13 protein-coding genes are annotated in these 14,069 nt (G+C 69.9%); 5 read left to right on the forward strand and 8 right to left on the reverse strand.

The features are described 5' to 3' along the window. Window positions 1-4: 4 nt before the first annotated feature. On the forward strand, window positions 5-1,660 hold the full coding sequence (locus tag ABWO84_RS13635) for a phospho-sugar mutase (protein WP_353115471.1): 1,656 nt from the start codon (window positions 5-7) through the stop codon (window positions 1,658-1,660). A gap of 29 nt (window positions 1,661-1,689) precedes the next feature. After that, complete coding sequence (locus ABWO84_RS13640) at window positions 1,690-2,388, forward strand: TSUP family transporter (RefSeq protein WP_353115445.1); 699 nt, start codon at window positions 1,690-1,692, stop codon at window positions 2,386-2,388. 224 nt (window positions 2,389-2,612) lie between these two features. On the opposite strand, the gene ABWO84_RS13645 is transcribed toward ABWO84_RS13640, so the two are convergent. From ABWO84_RS13645 to ABWO84_RS13680, 8 genes are all read right to left on the reverse strand, one after another. Then, window positions 2,613-3,728 carry an adenosine deaminase gene (locus ABWO84_RS13645; RefSeq protein WP_353115447.1) on the reverse strand — a complete coding sequence of 372 codons (1,116 nt, stop codon included), beginning with the start codon at window positions 3,726-3,728 and terminating at the stop codon, window positions 2,613-2,615. A 44-nt stretch (window positions 3,729-3,772) separates the two neighbouring features. Further along, complete coding sequence (locus ABWO84_RS13650; protein WP_353115449.1) at window positions 3,773-5,065, reverse strand: thymidine phosphorylase; 1,293 nt, start codon at window positions 5,063-5,065, stop codon at window positions 3,773-3,775. After that, window positions 5,062-5,460, reverse strand: a complete 399-nt coding sequence (locus tag ABWO84_RS13655; protein ID WP_353115451.1) for a cytidine deaminase — start codon at window positions 5,458-5,460, stop codon at window positions 5,062-5,064. Before ABWO84_RS13655 ends, ABWO84_RS13650 begins: the two co-directional genes overlap by 4 nt. Window positions 5,461-5,475: 15 nt before the next feature. Next, complete coding sequence (locus ABWO84_RS13660) at window positions 5,476-6,753, reverse strand: ABC transporter permease (protein ID WP_353115453.1); 1,278 nt, start codon at window positions 6,751-6,753, stop codon at window positions 5,476-5,478. After that, window positions 6,750-8,027, reverse strand: a complete 1,278-nt coding sequence (locus ABWO84_RS13665) for an ABC transporter permease (RefSeq protein WP_353115455.1) — start codon at window positions 8,025-8,027, stop codon at window positions 6,750-6,752. Before ABWO84_RS13665 ends, ABWO84_RS13660 begins: the two co-directional genes overlap by 4 nt. Further along, window positions 8,024-9,547 carry an ABC transporter ATP-binding protein gene (locus ABWO84_RS13670; protein ID WP_353115457.1) on the reverse strand — a complete coding sequence of 508 codons (1,524 nt, stop codon included), beginning with the start codon at window positions 9,545-9,547 and terminating at the stop codon, window positions 8,024-8,026. Before ABWO84_RS13670 ends, ABWO84_RS13665 begins: the two co-directional genes overlap by 4 nt. Window positions 9,548-9,628: 81 nt before the next feature. Further along, a complete protein-coding gene (locus ABWO84_RS13675; RefSeq protein WP_353115459.1) occupies window positions 9,629-10,747 on the reverse strand; it encodes a BMP family lipoprotein in 1,119 nt (372 codons plus the stop codon). A gap of 158 nt (window positions 10,748-10,905) precedes the next feature. Continuing rightward, window positions 10,906-12,021: a mannose-1-phosphate guanylyltransferase gene (locus ABWO84_RS13680; protein WP_353115461.1), complete on the reverse strand. Its 1,116-nt coding sequence runs from the start codon at window positions 12,019-12,021 to the stop codon at window positions 10,906-10,908. A 155-nt stretch (window positions 12,022-12,176) separates the two neighbouring features. On the opposite strand from ABWO84_RS13680, the gene sdhC reads away from it, so the two are divergent. The 3 genes from sdhC to ABWO84_RS13695 form a co-directional block, all read left to right on the forward strand. Beyond that, entirely contained in the window at window positions 12,177-12,608 is a 432-nt protein-coding gene (sdhC, locus tag ABWO84_RS13685; RefSeq protein WP_353115463.1) for a succinate dehydrogenase, cytochrome b556 subunit, read from the forward strand. Further along, a complete protein-coding gene (locus ABWO84_RS13690; RefSeq protein ID WP_353115465.1) occupies window positions 12,608-13,051 on the forward strand; it encodes a succinate dehydrogenase hydrophobic membrane anchor subunit in 444 nt (147 codons plus the stop codon). Before sdhC ends, ABWO84_RS13690 begins: the two co-directional genes overlap by 1 nt. Window positions 13,052-13,069: 18 nt before the next feature. Next, window positions 13,070-14,069 (forward strand): FAD-dependent oxidoreductase (locus ABWO84_RS13695; protein ID WP_353115467.1); only part of this gene is annotated, 1,000 nt, incomplete at its 3' end.

Genomic DNA, 14,069 nt, shown 5'->3' on the forward strand with positions numbered 1-14,069 from the left:
CGACATGCTGACCCGGGCCCGCGCCTGGCTCCGACAGGACCCCGACGCCGAGACCCGCGACGAGCTGGCCGGCATCATCACCCGAGCGGCCGGCGGAGACGCGGCGGCCCTCGCCGACCTCGACGACCGCTTCGGCTCCCGCCTCGCCTTCGGCACCGCCGGTCTCCGCGGCGCCCTCGGTGCCGGCAGCAACCGGATGAACCGGGTGCTCGTCTCCCAGGCCGCCGCCGGCTTCGCCGCGTACCTCCGCACCCGCGCCTCCGGCACGCCCACGGTCGTGATCGGCTACGACGGACGGCGCAACTCCCGCCGTTTCGCCCTCGACTCGGCGGAACTGTTCGCCGGCGCCGGGCTCCGCGCCGTGCTGCTGCCCCGGCTGCTGCCGACGCCCGTGCTCGCCTTCGCAGTGCGCCACCTGCAGGCGGATGCTGGCGTGATGGTCACCGCGAGCCACAATCCGCCGAACGACAACGGCTACAAGGTCTACCTCGGCGGCGACGATCACGGATCGCAGATCGTCTCCCCGGCGGACGCCGAGATCGCCGCCGAGATCCAGCGCATCGCCGACGCGGGCGACATCGGCGCGCTCCCCCGCTCGGACGGGTACGAGATCGCCTCGGAGGAGATCGTCGACGCCTACATCGCCGCGACCGCCGCCGTCGCCCCCGCGCCCCTGGGCGTGCAGGAGATGCGGTGGGTCTACACCGCCATGCACGGCGTGGGGTGGGAGACCTTCTCCCGGGTCGTGAAGAAGGCCGGCTACCCGGCGCCGCGGGTCGTCGACGAGCAGCGCGACCCTGACCCGACCTTCCGCACCGTCGCCTTCCCCAACCCGGAGGAGCCGGGCGCGATGGACCTCGCCTTCGAGCGCGCGCGGGTCGCCGACGCCGAGTTCGTCGTCGCCAACGATCCGGACGCCGACCGCCTCGCGGTCGCGATCCCGGACGCCGCGGCCGAAGGAGGCTGGCGCCGTCTCACGGGCAATGAGGTGGGCCTGCTGCTCGGCTGGCGCGCCGCACGGGCCGCCGAGGGCGCCGCGGGCGCGTCGCTGGCCTGCTCGCTCGTCTCCTCCCCCGGACTCGGCGCGATCGCCGAGTCATACGGCCTCGGCTTCCATGAGACCCTGACCGGCTTCAAGTGGATCTCTCGGGCGCCGGGCATGGTCTTCGGATTCGAAGAGGCGCTGGGCTACCTCGTCAACCCGGACACGGTGCGCGACAAGGACGGTATCTCGGCCGCGATCGCAATGCTCGGCCTCGCCGCCGAGGCCCGCGGTCGTGACGCGACCATCGCCGACCTCCTCGACGAGCTGGGCGAGCGCATCGGCCGCTTCGCGAGCGGGCAGGTCTCGATCCGCGTCGACGACCTCACGGTGATCGGCGCCCTGATGTCCTCGCTGCGCGCCACGCCCCCGGCGGCGTTCGGAGCGCGCGCGGTGGAGGTCGCCGAGGACCTGGCAGCCGGTGTAACCGGCGCCCCGGTCGGAGACGTGCTGAGGTACCGTCTCGCCGACGGCTCGCGCGTGATCGTGCGTCCCAGCGGCACGGAGCCCAAGCTCAAGGTCTACATCGACGCCAGGGCCGACACCCCGGACGCGGCCCGCGACGCGGTCGCAGAGCTCGAGTCGGCGGTGCGCGCGCTGCTCGACGAGCGATCCTGAGCGGTCTGCTCGTCTCGCTGATCGCGGCGGTGACGGTCGTCGCCGCGATCATCCAGCGCGTCACGGGCCTCGCGTTCGTGCTCGTCCTGATCGGCCCGGTGGTGCTCGCCTTCGGGCCGGTCGAGGGCGTGACGATCGCGGTGCTGCTCGCCGTGATCGCCTCGCTGTTCGCGGTGCCCGGAGCCTGGCGGGAGGTGGACTGGCCGCGCACCCGGTGGCTGCTCGCCGCCGGGCTGCTCGCCGCGCCGCTCGGAGCCCTCACGTCGCAGCTGCTGCCCGAGCCGGCGCTGCTGCTGCTCATCGGGGCGATGGGGCTCATCGCGCTGAACGCCCAGCGGTTCGGGAAGCTCGCGGCGCAGCTACGGGGCCGCGGAGGCGCGATCGGCTCGGGAGCCCTGGCGGGCTTCATGCACGCGTCGAGCGGGCTCTCCGGGCCCGCTCTCGCCGCCTACGCGCTGGGGGACGACTGGCCGCAGCGCCGCTTCGCCGCGAGCGCTCAGGTCGTGTTCCTCGGCTACGGGGCGGTCTCAGTGGCTCTGCGCGGCCTGCCCTCGTCCCCGCCGTGGACCGTGGCGGTGCTGGCGGCCTGCACCGCCGTCGGGATGCTCCTCGGCGCATGGCTCACCCGCCGCGTGCCCGTGCACGTCGCGCGCCGGGCGATGCTGCTGTGCGCCTGGGCGGGCGCCGTGGTGGTGCTGATCCGCGGCATCGTGTCTCTGTTCGGCTGAGGCGCAGGGCCCCGGCCCCGGCCCGAACCGCAGACCCTGTCACGAACCACAGACCCCACCACCCGAACCACCCGCGAAACGAGACACCATCCGCGAAACGGGACACCCACCCACCCGGCCCCGGCCCGAACCGCAGACCCCGTCACGAACCACAGACCCCACCACCCGAACCACCCGCGAAACGAGACACCGTCCGCGAAACGGGACGAGGGGATCGGCCGGCGTCAGGCGTCGAATCCGTCGGCGACGATCTCGACGAGCTCCTCGCGCTCCTCGACCGGCAGGAAGACCGCCGACGCGGCGTTGAACTGGAACGCCTCGAGGTCCTCCAGGTCGTAGCCGAAGGCGTCGACGAGCAGGGCGAGCTCGCGGGTCAGCGAGGTCTCGCTCATCGTCCGGTTGTCGGTGTTCACCGTCACCGCGAAGCCGAGCTGATAGAGCAGGTCGAAGGGGTGGTCGGCGAGCTCGTCGCCCCACAGCGCGGACGCGCCGGTCTGCAGGTTCGACGACGGGGACAGCTCGAGCGGGATCTCCCTGTCGCGCACCCACCGCGCGAGGTCGCCGAACTGCACCTGCACATCATCGCCCTCGCGGTCGACGATCTGCAGGTCCTCGGCGATGCGCACGCCGTGCCCGAGCCGCAGCGCGCGGCCGTCGATCAGCGCGGAACGGATGGACGACAGCCCCGCGGCCTCTCCGGCGTGCACCGTCACCGGGAAGAACTCGCCAGCGAGGTAGTCGAAGGCGTCGCGGAAACCGGATGCCGGGTAGCCGTCCTCCGGGCCGGCGATGTCGAACCCGACCACGCCGCGATCGCGGAAGGAGACTGCGAGCTCCGCGATCTCGCGGCCCCGATCGGCCTGCCGCATCGCGGAGAGCAGCTGGCCGACGCGGATGCTGCGCCCCGTGCCCTCCACGGCGTCCTCGCCCTCCTCGATGCCGCGCTGGACCGCCTCGACGGCCTGCACGAGGCTGAGGCCGCCCTGGAGGTGCTGCTCGGGCGCCCAGCGCACCTCGCCGTAGATCACGCCGTCGGCGGCGAGATCCTCCACGAACTCGCGGGCGATCCGCTGCAGCGACTCCGCCGACTGCATCACCGACGTCGTCAACGCGAAGGTCTTCAGGTACTCGACCAGTGAGCCGGCATCGCTCTGCTTGGCGAACCAGCGTCGCAGCGACTCCGCGTCCTTCGCCGGGGCGGAGAGCCCCTGCGCATCGGCGAGCTCGATGATGGTCTGCGGCCGCACGCCGCCGTCGAGGTGGTCGTGGAGCGAGATCTTCGGCAGAGCGCGCAGGGAGAGTCCCTGCACGGTGAGGTCGCCGGACTGTTCGATCGTCATGCGTCCATTCTCCCGAACCGCACGGCCCCGCCGCGACTCGTCGTCTACGCCGTGATGCGCTCGCGCACCAGCGAGCCGGTCTGCGGCGCCTCGATGCCGAGCTCCCACGCGCCCTCGAGCGCCTCCAGAGCCCGGCCGAACCGCGCCGGATCGTCCGCGGAAAGCGTGAACACCGGCTGACCGGCCTCGACGCGCTCCCCCGGCTTCACATGCAGGTCGATGCCCGCCGCGTGGATCACCGGGTCCTCAGCGCGGGCGCGGCCCGCTCCGAGCCGCCAGGCCGCGACGCCGAAGGGCAGCGCATCCATCCGCGTCACGACACCGCTCTCCGCCGCGGTGACGACGTGCGTCTCCCGGGCGACCGGGAGCGGAGCATCCGGATCCCCGTCCTGGGCGCGGATCATCGCGTTCCAGCGGTCCATCGCCCGTCCGTCGTCCAGCGCGGCCTCGACGTCGGCGTCCGGCTGGCCGGAGAGCGCGAGCATCTCCCGTGCGAGAGCGACGGTCAGCTCGCGGATGTCGGCGGGCCCGCCGCCCGCGAGCACCTCGACGGACTCGCGCACCTCGTTGGCGTTCCCGATCGCGCGCCCGAGCGGCACGTTCATGTCGGTCAGCAGCGCGGTGGTGGCGACCCCCGAATCGGTGCCGAGCGCCACCATCGTGCGGGCCAGCTCGCGTGCGCGGTCGATGTCCTGCATGAACGCACCCGAGCCGAACTTCACGTCGAGCACGAGGGCGTCGGTGCCCTCGGCGATCTTCTTCGACATGATGCTCGAGGCGATCAGCGGGATGGCCTCGACGGTGCCGGTGACGTCGCGGAGCGCGTAGAGCTTCTTGTCGGCGGGGGCGAGGCCCGAGCCCGCCGCGCAGATGACGGCGCCGACGTCGCCCTGCATCTGGGCGAACATCTCCTCGTTGGACAGTGCCGCGCGCCATCCGGGGATCGACTCGAGCTTGTCGAGCGTGCCTCCGGTGTGGCCGAGCCCGCGACCGGACAACTGCGGCACCGCGACGCCGAAGACGGCGACGAGGGGCGCCAGCGGAAGGGTGATCTTGTCACCCACCCCGCCGGTCGAGTGCTTGTCGACCGTCTTCTTGCCGAGCGCGGCGAAGCTCATGCGTTCGCCCGAGGCGATCATCGCATCGGTGAGCACACGGATCTCGTCGCGCTCCATGCCGCGCTGGAAGACCGCCATCGCGAACGACGCCATCTGCGCGTCGGACACGTAGCCGCGGGTGTAGGCGTCGACCATCCAGCGCAGCGCCGGCTCGGGGACGACGCCCCCGTCGCGCTTCGCACGGATCACGTCGACCGCGTCGAACGGCTCCACCGTCATCGGACCTCCTCCAGGTCGCGCGGCCCGAACGCGTCGGGCAGCACCTCGTCGATCGTGCGGATGCCCGAGACGGTCTCCAGGAGCATCCCCGGCATCGCGTGCTCGAACAGCAGCTGACGGCAGCGGCCGCAGGGCATGATCGTCTGCCCCTCACCGTTCACGCATACGAAGGCCACCAGCTGGCCGCCGCCGGACATGTGCAAGTCGCCGACCAGGGCGCACTCCGCGCACAGCCCCACGCCGTAGGAGGCGTTCTCGACGTTGCATCCGGCGACGATGCGCCCGTCTCCGACGAGGGCCGCGGCCCCCACCTTGTAGCGGGAGTACGGCGCATATGCGCGCCGCATCGCATCGGTCGCCACCTGGCGGAGCTCGTCCCAGTCGATGTCGGTCATGTCGTCGTCATCCTCCTACGACTTGATGTACGGTTTGCCGTCGGCCGCAGGTGCGCGGATCTGTCCGACGAACCCTACGACCGCGATCAGCGTCACGACGTAGGGCAGCATGAGCAGGAACTCGCCCGGGACGGGGGTTCCGATGGCGGCGAAGGTGTTCTGCAAGTTCGTCGCGAAGCCGAAGAGCAACGCCGCGAGCGTCGCGCGCACCGGATCCCAGCGACCGAAGATGACGGCGGCGAGGGCGATGAACCCGGCGCCGTTGGTCATCTCGCGGTTGAAGTGCGGCACCGAGACGAGCGTGAAGTACGCGCCGCCGATGCCCGCGAGCGCGCCGGCGAGCATGACATTCCAGAACCGCGTCGGGTTGACCTTGATGCCGACGGTGTCGGCCGCACGCGGGTACTCGCCGACCGCCCGCAGTCGCAGGCCCCAGCGCGTGCGGTAGAGCCCGAAGGCCACCAGGGGGACGGCGATGTAGAGCAGGTAGACGATGAAGTTCTGGTTGAACAGCACGGGGCCGATGACCGGGATCTCGCTCAGCAGCGGGATCTTGATGGCCGTGAACTGCGGGGTGTTGTTCAGCGTGTCCGAGTTGGGCACCAGGAGGATCGTGAACAGGAACGTGGTCAGACCGCCCACCAGCACGTTCAGCACGACACCGACGATGACCTGCTCGACGAGGTACTTGATCGCGAAGGCCGCCAGCACGAAGGCCACCAGCATGCCGCCGATCATCGCGCCGATGAGGCCGACGAACGGGTTGCTCGCGAGAGTGCCGAACACGACGCCGAGGAAGGCGCCGAGCAGCAGCTGTCCCTCGATCGCGACGTTGACCACGCCGGCCCGCTCGCCGATGACGCCGCCGAGGGCGCCGAACGCGAGCGGAACGGCCAGCGAGATCGCGCCGTAGAGCATGTTGACGACCGGTACCTGCCCGCTCGCCCCTGCCGCCGCCCAGGTGACGAAGGCGAAGACGGCGAGGATCGCGAACAGGACGGGCACCCAGCCGCCCGCGCGCACGCGTCGGGCGGCCGCGACCCAGGACCAGACGCTGAGGAGCACCAGCAGGATCGTGACGACCGTGAGGACGACGTCGGCCGGGACGGTCTGATCGGGCAGCTTCAGCGCGGTCGTGCCGTCGTTCAGGCGGAAGACCGCGTCACCGTGCCGGGGAGCGATGAGGAACAGCGCGCCGAGCAGCACGGTGGCGATGCTCAGCGAGACGGGAAGGCGCTTGGCGATGGGCAGCTGAACGGTGCGCACCTCGGCGGCCTCGGCGATCGCGGTCATGCCGCCACCTCCTTCGCGGCCGCGCGGGCGGCCTTCCTGTCGGCCTTCGCCTTCGCCTTCGCGGCGCGCTCGGCCTCGCTCTTGGGGAGGAAGAAGATCGTGCGCACGAGCGGCGGCGCGGCGATGAACAGCACGATGATCGACTGCACGACGACCACGATCTCCTTGGGGATCCCCTGCCCCGCCATGCCGAACGAGCCGGCCTTCAGAGCGCCGAAGAGGAGCCCGGCCGCGACGATGCCCCAGGCGCGGCTGCGCCCGAGCAGGGCCACGGTGATCGCGTCGAAGCCGATGCCCGAGTCGAAGCCGTTGTTGAACCCGTCGACGGTCGACGTGCTGAGCTGGTTGACGCCGGCGGCGCCCGCGAGCGCGCCCGCGAACACCATCGCGTAGAGGTACATCCGCTCCACGCCGATGCCCGCCGCGCGAGCGGCGTTCGGGTTCTCGCCGACGGCGCGCATCCGGAAGCCCAGGCTCGACCGCTCCATCAGCCACCACACGGCGGCTGCGAGGATGATCGCGATGAGGAAGCCGATCGTCAGGCCGGAGAACTGCGAGCCGAACAGCGGCGGGAACTGCGCAGACTCCGGCGTCGGCACCGACTGCGACTGGTTCGAGCCGGGCTTCTGCAGCCCCGGGGTGCGCACCAGATAGCCCACCAGGTAGAGGGCGATCCAGTTGAGCATGATCGTGAGGATCACCTCGTGGGCGCCGGTGCGGGCCTTGAGCAGACCGGCGATGCCCGCCCACAGCGCACCGCCGAGCATGCCGATCACGAGGGTGAACGGGATGTGCAGCCACATCGGCATGTCGAAGGGGAACTGGAAGGACAGGAAGCCGACGAACACGCCGGCGATGAGGATCTGTCCCTGACCGCCGATGTTGAAGAGGCCGACGCGGAAGGCGAGGCCGACGCCGAGGCCCGCCATGATGAGCGGAGCCGCGAACTTCATGCTGTTCGTCAGCGGGGTGATGAAGCCCGCGAAGTCGACGGCGTTGAAGTTGAAGACCGACCCCTGGAACAGGGCGCCGTAGCCGTTGGCGACGGCCTGCCAGATCGCACCGAGCATGTCGCCCGGCTGCGCGAAGAAGTAGCCGGCGGTCTCCTGGACCGTCGGGTCTGTCACCGCGATGAGGACGCCGCCGATGACGAAGGCGGCGACGATCGCGAGCACCGTCGTGACGACGCTGCCGCGGAGCAGTTCGCGGACGAACAGCGCGGAGCGCGGCGGCTCCGGCTGCTCGGCCTCGGGACGGGGTTTCACGTCGGTCATGCTGCGTCCTTCTCCCCCGCCATCAGGAGGCCCAGGACATCGCGCGGCGTCGTCGCCGGCACGATGTCCATGATCTTGCCGCGGTACATCACCGCGATCTTGTCGGCGAGGGCGGCGACCTCGTCCAGCTCCGTGGAGACCACGATCACCGGGACCCCGGAGTCGCGGGTCTCGATGATCCGCTTGTGGATGAACTCGATCGACCCCACGTCCACACCGCGCGTCGGCTGCGAGGCGACCAGCAGGGTGAGGTCGCGGCTCAGCTCGCGCGCGATCACGACCTTCTGCTGGTTCCCGCCCGAGAGCGCGCCCGCCGGGGTCTGCGGACCCTGCGTGCGGATGTCGTACTCCGTGATCCGGTCGCGGGCGAACGCGTCGCGCCGGGAGCGGCTGATCGTCCCCGCGGTCACGAACTCGGGCGCCGAGGACCGGTCGAGCATCAGGTTCTCCGCGACGCTGAACACCCCGACCAGCCCGTCGACCGTGCGGTCCTCCGGCACGAACCCGACCCCGGCGTCGAGCACGCTGCGCACCGATCGGCCGAGCAGTTCGGTGCCGTTGAGGCTCGCGGTGCCGGTGAGGCCCTTGGTCTGCAGCCCGATGAGCGCCTCCACGAGCTCGGTCTGGCCGTTGCCCTGCACGCCCGCGATCGCGAGCACCTCACCGGGGCGCACGTCGAAGCTCACGCGGTCGACGGCGAGTTGCCCCGATGGCAGGGCGACGCTGAGGGCGCGCACCTCGAGGCCGCCCTCCCGGATGTTCGGCGGGTCCTTCTGCACCGTCAGCTCGACCGCGCGTCCGACCATCATCGACGCGAGCTCCGCGTTCGACGCGGTCGGCGACGCCTCGCCGACGATCTTCCCGAGGCGGACGATCGTGATGCGGTCCGCGACCTCGCGCACCTCGCGCAGCTTGTGCGTGATGAACACGATCGCGGCGCCCTCGTCGCGGAGCTGGCGCATGATGCCCATCAGCTCGTCGGTCTCCTGGGGCGTCAGCACGGCGGTCGGCTCGTCGAACACGAGCACCTTCGCGTTGCGGGCCAGGGCCTTGATGATCTCGACGCGCTGCTGGACGCCGACCGGAAGATCCTCGACGACGGCGTCGGGATCGATGTCGAAGCCGAAACGCGCGGCGACGTCGCGCACGTGCTGCCGTGCCTCGGAGATGTTCAGGATGCCGGTGTCGACGGGACCGCTGCGCACGGTCATCTCGTGACCCAGCATGACGTTCTCGGCGACGGTGAACACGGGGATCAGCATGAAGTGCTGATGCACCATCCCGATTCCCGCCGCCATCGCGTCGCCGGGACCGGCGAAGTGCTGGACGACGTCGTCCAGCAGGATCTCGCCTTCATCGGCCTGGTAGAGGCCGTACAGGACGTTCATCAGCGTCGACTTGCCGGCGCCGTTCTCGCCGAGGAGCGCATGGATCTCCCCGGGCTGTACGACGAGATCGATGTGATCGTTGGCTGTCAGGCTGCCGAACCGCTTGGTGATTCCGCGGAGTTCGAGCTTCATAGAGTGCACCCTACCCAGGAGTTGTGCGCCACGACAGATGCGGCCGGGCGTTCGAGTCGCCCGGCCGCATCCGAGAGGTCATCAGGCCTTCGGCGAGGAGACCGAGGTGACCTTGATCTTGCCGGAGATGATGTCCTCCTGCAGCTTCTTCAGCTCGTCGAGGAGGCCCTTCGGGAGCTTCGACTCGAATTCGTGGAAGCTCGAGAGGCCGACGCCGCCGTTCTCCAGGGTGCCGACGTAGGGCGTGGTGTCGATCTTGCCCTCTGCGGCGTCCTTCACGGCGGAGGACACAGCCTCGCCGATGTTCTTCTGGATCGAGACCAGCGTCATCGACGCAACCGAGGTGTCGGCGACGGCCAGGTCGGAGTCGACGCCCATGAGCAGGGTGCCCTTGTTCTGCGCCTTGATCGCGGCACCGGCCGACTGGTAGATCGGGCCGCCGACAGGGAGGAGCACGTCGACGCCCTGGTCGAGGATCGCCTGGGCGGTCTGCTTGGCGGTGTCGTTCGCCGCGAAGCCGCCGGTCATCGAACCGGTCTGCTTGGCGACGTCCCAGCCCACCGACTTCACGTCGGTGCCCTTGTCCTCGTTGTACTTGGCGACGCCCTGGACGAAGCCGTCCATGAAGATCGTCACCGGCGGGATCTGCAGTCCGCCGAAGGTGCCGACCTTGTCGACGCCGGCCTCGTGCGACCACGACGCCGCGGCGTATCCGCCGAGGTAGGCGGCCTGCACGGTGTCGAAGAGCAGCGGCTTGATGTTCGGCGCGTCCGGCTTGCCGTCCTGGTCGCCGTCGGCGAGGTCGTCGATGATCGCGTAGTTGATCTTCGGGTTGGCCTTGGCCGACTTGATGGTGTCCGCCGAGAGGTTGAAGCCGACGGTGATGATGTAGGTGCAGCCCGAGCTGACCAGCTGCTCCAGGTTCGGGCCGTACTGGTCGGCCGAGTCGGACTGCAGCTCGAGGCTCTTGACGCCGAGCTCCTTCGTGATCTTGTCCAGGCCCTCCTTGGCGGACTGGTTGAAGGAGCGGTCGTTCCAGCCGCCGTCGTCGGAGACGATGCAGGGCTTGAACTTGCTGTCGACAGGCTTGTCGCTGCCGCCGGGCTTGCTCGTGGGGGCCTGGCCGCAGCCGGCCAGTGCGATGATGACGCCCGCGGCGAGGGTCGCGCCGATGAGCTTCTTGGTGGTGGAGATGGTCACTCGTGCCTCCCGAAATCGATCCGCGCCCATCGCGGATCGATCAAAGTTACACAGTGTGACGGCGATCCCGCACCATCGGCGACCGTTCGCTGGCGAAAGGTTACAAAGCTGAGATGATGCGGGTCGCGACGGATTGGCGGGCGTGCACGAACACGGCGTCAGAGCACGTCGCCGCGCCCGGTGAGCTTGAGCGACTCGACGACGCCCTTGACGCGCTGCGCGTGCTCGGTCGTCGTGACCAGTAGCGCGTCCTCCGTGTCGACCACGACGATGTCCTGCACGCCCACCAGGCTGATCACGCGGGAGGTCTGGCTCACCAGGATGCCGCTCGCGGCGTCGGAGAGCACCCGCGCCTTCGGGCCCAGCACGGCGAGGTCGTTCTTGCGCCCGTGGGTGATGAGCTTGGTCAGCGAGGCGAAGTCCCCCACGTCGTCCCATTCGAAGTGGCCGGGGACGACCGCGAGCCTCCCCCGCTCCGCGGCCGGCTCGGCGACGGCGTAGTCGATCGCGATCTTCTTCAGACGGGGCCAGATCCTGTCGACGGCGGGCCCGCGGCGGTCGCGGTCGTCCCAGACCTCGGCGAGCTCGATCAGCCCGGCGTGCAGCTCGGGCTCGTTCAGCGCCAGCTCGTCGAGGAGCACGCCCGCCTTCGCGATGAACATGCCCGCGTTCCAGAGGTAGGTCCGCTCGGCGAGGTACTGCTTCGCCGTCGCGAGGTCGGGCTTCTCGACGAACCTCTCGACCAGCGCGGCCTCCCGCGCCCCGTCGACCACGAGCTCGCCGCCCCTCTTGATGTATCCGAAGCCGACGGCCGGCTCGGTGGGCGCGATGCCGATCGTGCAGATGTACCCCTCGCGGGCCACCTCGACCGCGTCGCGCACGGCGAACTCGAACACGCGCGAGCCGTGGATCACGTGGTCGGCGCTGAACGAGCCGATGATCACGTCGGGGTCGCGGCGGTGCAGGATGGCCGCGGCGAGGCCGATCGCCGCGGCGGACTCACGCGGCTCGGACTCGAGGAAGACGTTGCGGTCGGGGATGTCGGGGAGCTCGGCCTCGACGGCGGCCCGGTGCGCCCGGCCGGTGACGACGGCGATCCGGTCGGCACCGGCGAGCGGTACGAGGCGGTCCCACGTGTCGCGCAGGAGCGAATTGCCGGAGCCGGTCAGGTCGTGCAGGAACTTCGGCGCGTCGGCGCGCGACAGCGGCCACAGCCTGCTGCCGATGCCGCCGGCGGGGATGACTGCGTAGAAGTCCTCGATGGGCTCGCTCATGGCCCCAGGCTAGCCGTCCGCCGCCCGCCACCCCTCGGAGCGCGCTGCTAAGGGTGCCCTTCGTCGCTCCCAGCGATCTGACAGGAATAGGATGGACGTGATCGGGCATGCCTCGGGGCATGGTCCGACGTCGCAATCGATCAGGGAGGACGACCGTGTCCGCAAGCACTCGCTTGACACCGTCGATTTCGGAGACGACCTCGAAGACGCCGCGCGGAACCCTCTACCGGGGTCGCGAGGGCATGTGGTCGTGGGTGCTTCACCGCATCACCGGAGTCGCCATCTTCTTCTTCCTCTTGGTGCACGTGCTCGACACCGCGCTCATCCGGGTCTCCCCCGAGGCGTACGACGCCGTCATCGGGACCTACAAGAACCCGATCATGGCGGTCGGCGAGGTCGTGCTCGTCGCGGGCATCATCTTCCACGCGATGAACGGGCTGCGGATCATCCTCATCGACTTCTGGTCGAAGGGCGCCCGCTACCAGCGCCAGATGTTCTGGATCGTCATCGGCGTGTGGGTCGTCCTGATGGCCGGCTTCGTGCCGCGGCACCTCTCGCTCGCGTTCGCACCGGGAGGTGGCCACTGATGTCCGCTGCTGCGACCGTCACGACCGAGGGGCGCAAGCCCCGCCGCTTCAACCTGGAGAAGATCGGCTGGCTGTTCATGCGCTTCTCCGGCGTGCTGCTGATCGTGCTGATCTTCGGCCATCTGTTCATCAACCTCATGGTGGGCAAGGGCATCCACGCGATCGACTTCGCGTTCGTCGCCGGCAAGTACGCCACGCCGTTCTGGCAGTGGTGGGACGTGCTCATGCTGTGGCTCGCGCTGATCCACGGCGCGAACGGCATGCGCACCATCGTGAACGACTACGTGACCCGGCCCGGCGTGCGCAAGGTGCTGGTGTGGGCCCTCGGCCTCGCCGCGGCGCTGCTCATCCTGCTGGGCACCCTCGTGGTGTTCACGTTCGACCCGTGCAACGGCGTTCTCGAGAGCGGCGCCATGTGGCAGACCTGCCAGGCCGCGAAGTAACGAAGAAGAGGCATACGAGTGACCACGCAGACCCAGGATTCCGTCGTCCGCGACGGGGTGCACTACCACCAGTTCGACATCGTGATCGTCGGCGCCGGGGGCGCCGGCATGCGTGCCGCCATCGAGGCCGGCCCCGGCGCGAAGACGGCCGTGATCTCGAAGCTCTATCCGACCCGGTCGCACACCGGCGCCGCGCAGGGCGGCATGGCCGCCGCCCTCGCGAACGTCGAGGAGGACAACTGGGAGTGGCACACCTACGACACGGTCAAGGGCGGCGACTATCTCGTCGACCAGGATGCCGCGGAGATCCTCGCCAAGGAGGCGATCGACGCGGTCATCGACCTCGAGAACATGGGCCTGCCGTTCAACCGCACCCCCGAGGGCAAGATCGATCAGCGGCGCTTCGGCGGCCACACGCGTGAGCACGGCAAGTCGCCGGTGCGTCGCGCCTGCTACGCGGCCGACCGCACCGGTCACATGATCCTGCAGACGCTGTTCCAGAACTGCGTCAAGCTCGGCATCAACTTCTTCAACGAGTTCTACGTGCTCGACCTGGTGACGGTGAAGGACGCCGACGGCAAGACCCAGGTCTCGGGCGTCGTCGCGTACGACCTCTCGACCGGCGAGCTGCACGTCTTCCAGGCCAAGGCCGTGATCTTCGCGACCGGCGGCTTCGGCAAGATCTTCAAGACGACCTCCAACGCGCACACCCTCACGGGCGACGGCGTCGGCATCGTCTGGCGCAAGGGCCTCCCCCTCGAGGACCTCGAGTTCTTCCAGTTCCACCCGACCGGCCTCGCCGGCCTCGGCATCCTCCTCACCGAGGGCGCGCGCGGTGAGGGCGCGATCCTCCGCAACGCCTCGGGCGAGCGTTTCATGGAGCGCTACGCCCCCACCATCAAGGACCTCGCACCCCGCGACATCGTCGCGCGCAGCATGGTGCAGGAGGTCGCGGAGGGCCGTGGCGCCGGCCCCCACAAGGACTACGTGCTGCTGGACTGCACGCACCTGGGCGCCG

This window comes from Microbacterium sp., assembly GCF_040394595.1.
In the GTDB taxonomy this organism is placed as follows: Bacteria; Actinomycetota; Actinomycetes; order Actinomycetales; family Microbacteriaceae; genus Microbacterium.

What these genes read in the sequence shown, in the direction of transcription:
- ABWO84_RS13635 (WP_353115471.1), top strand. Translation starts at nt 5, where the DNA reads ATGCTGACCCGGGCCCGCGCCTGGCTCCGACAGGACCCCGACGCCGAG.
- ABWO84_RS13645 (WP_353115447.1), bottom strand. Translation starts at nt 3,728, where the DNA reads ATGACGATCGAACAGTCCGGCGACCTCACCGTGCAGGGACTCTCCCTG.
- ABWO84_RS13650 (WP_353115449.1), bottom strand. Translation starts at nt 5,065, where the DNA reads ATGACGGTGGAGCCGTTCGACGCGGTCGACGTGATCCGTGCGAAGCGC.
- ABWO84_RS13655 (WP_353115451.1), bottom strand. Translation starts at nt 5,460, where the DNA reads ATGACCGACATCGACTGGGACGAGCTCCGCCAGGTGGCGACCGATGCG.
- ABWO84_RS13660 (WP_353115453.1), bottom strand. Translation starts at nt 6,753, where the DNA reads ATGACCGCGATCGCCGAGGCCGCCGAGGTGCGCACCGTTCAGCTGCCC.
- ABWO84_RS13665 (WP_353115455.1), bottom strand. Translation starts at nt 8,027, where the DNA reads ATGACCGACGTGAAACCCCGTCCCGAGGCCGAGCAGCCGGAGCCGCCG.
- ABWO84_RS13670 (WP_353115457.1), bottom strand. Translation starts at nt 9,547, where the DNA reads ATGAAGCTCGAACTCCGCGGAATCACCAAGCGGTTCGGCAGCCTGACA.
- ABWO84_RS13680 (WP_353115461.1), bottom strand. Translation starts at nt 12,021, where the DNA reads ATGAGCGAGCCCATCGAGGACTTCTACGCAGTCATCCCCGCCGGCGGC.
- ABWO84_RS13690 (WP_353115465.1), top strand. Translation starts at nt 12,608, where the DNA reads ATGTCCGCTGCTGCGACCGTCACGACCGAGGGGCGCAAGCCCCGCCGC.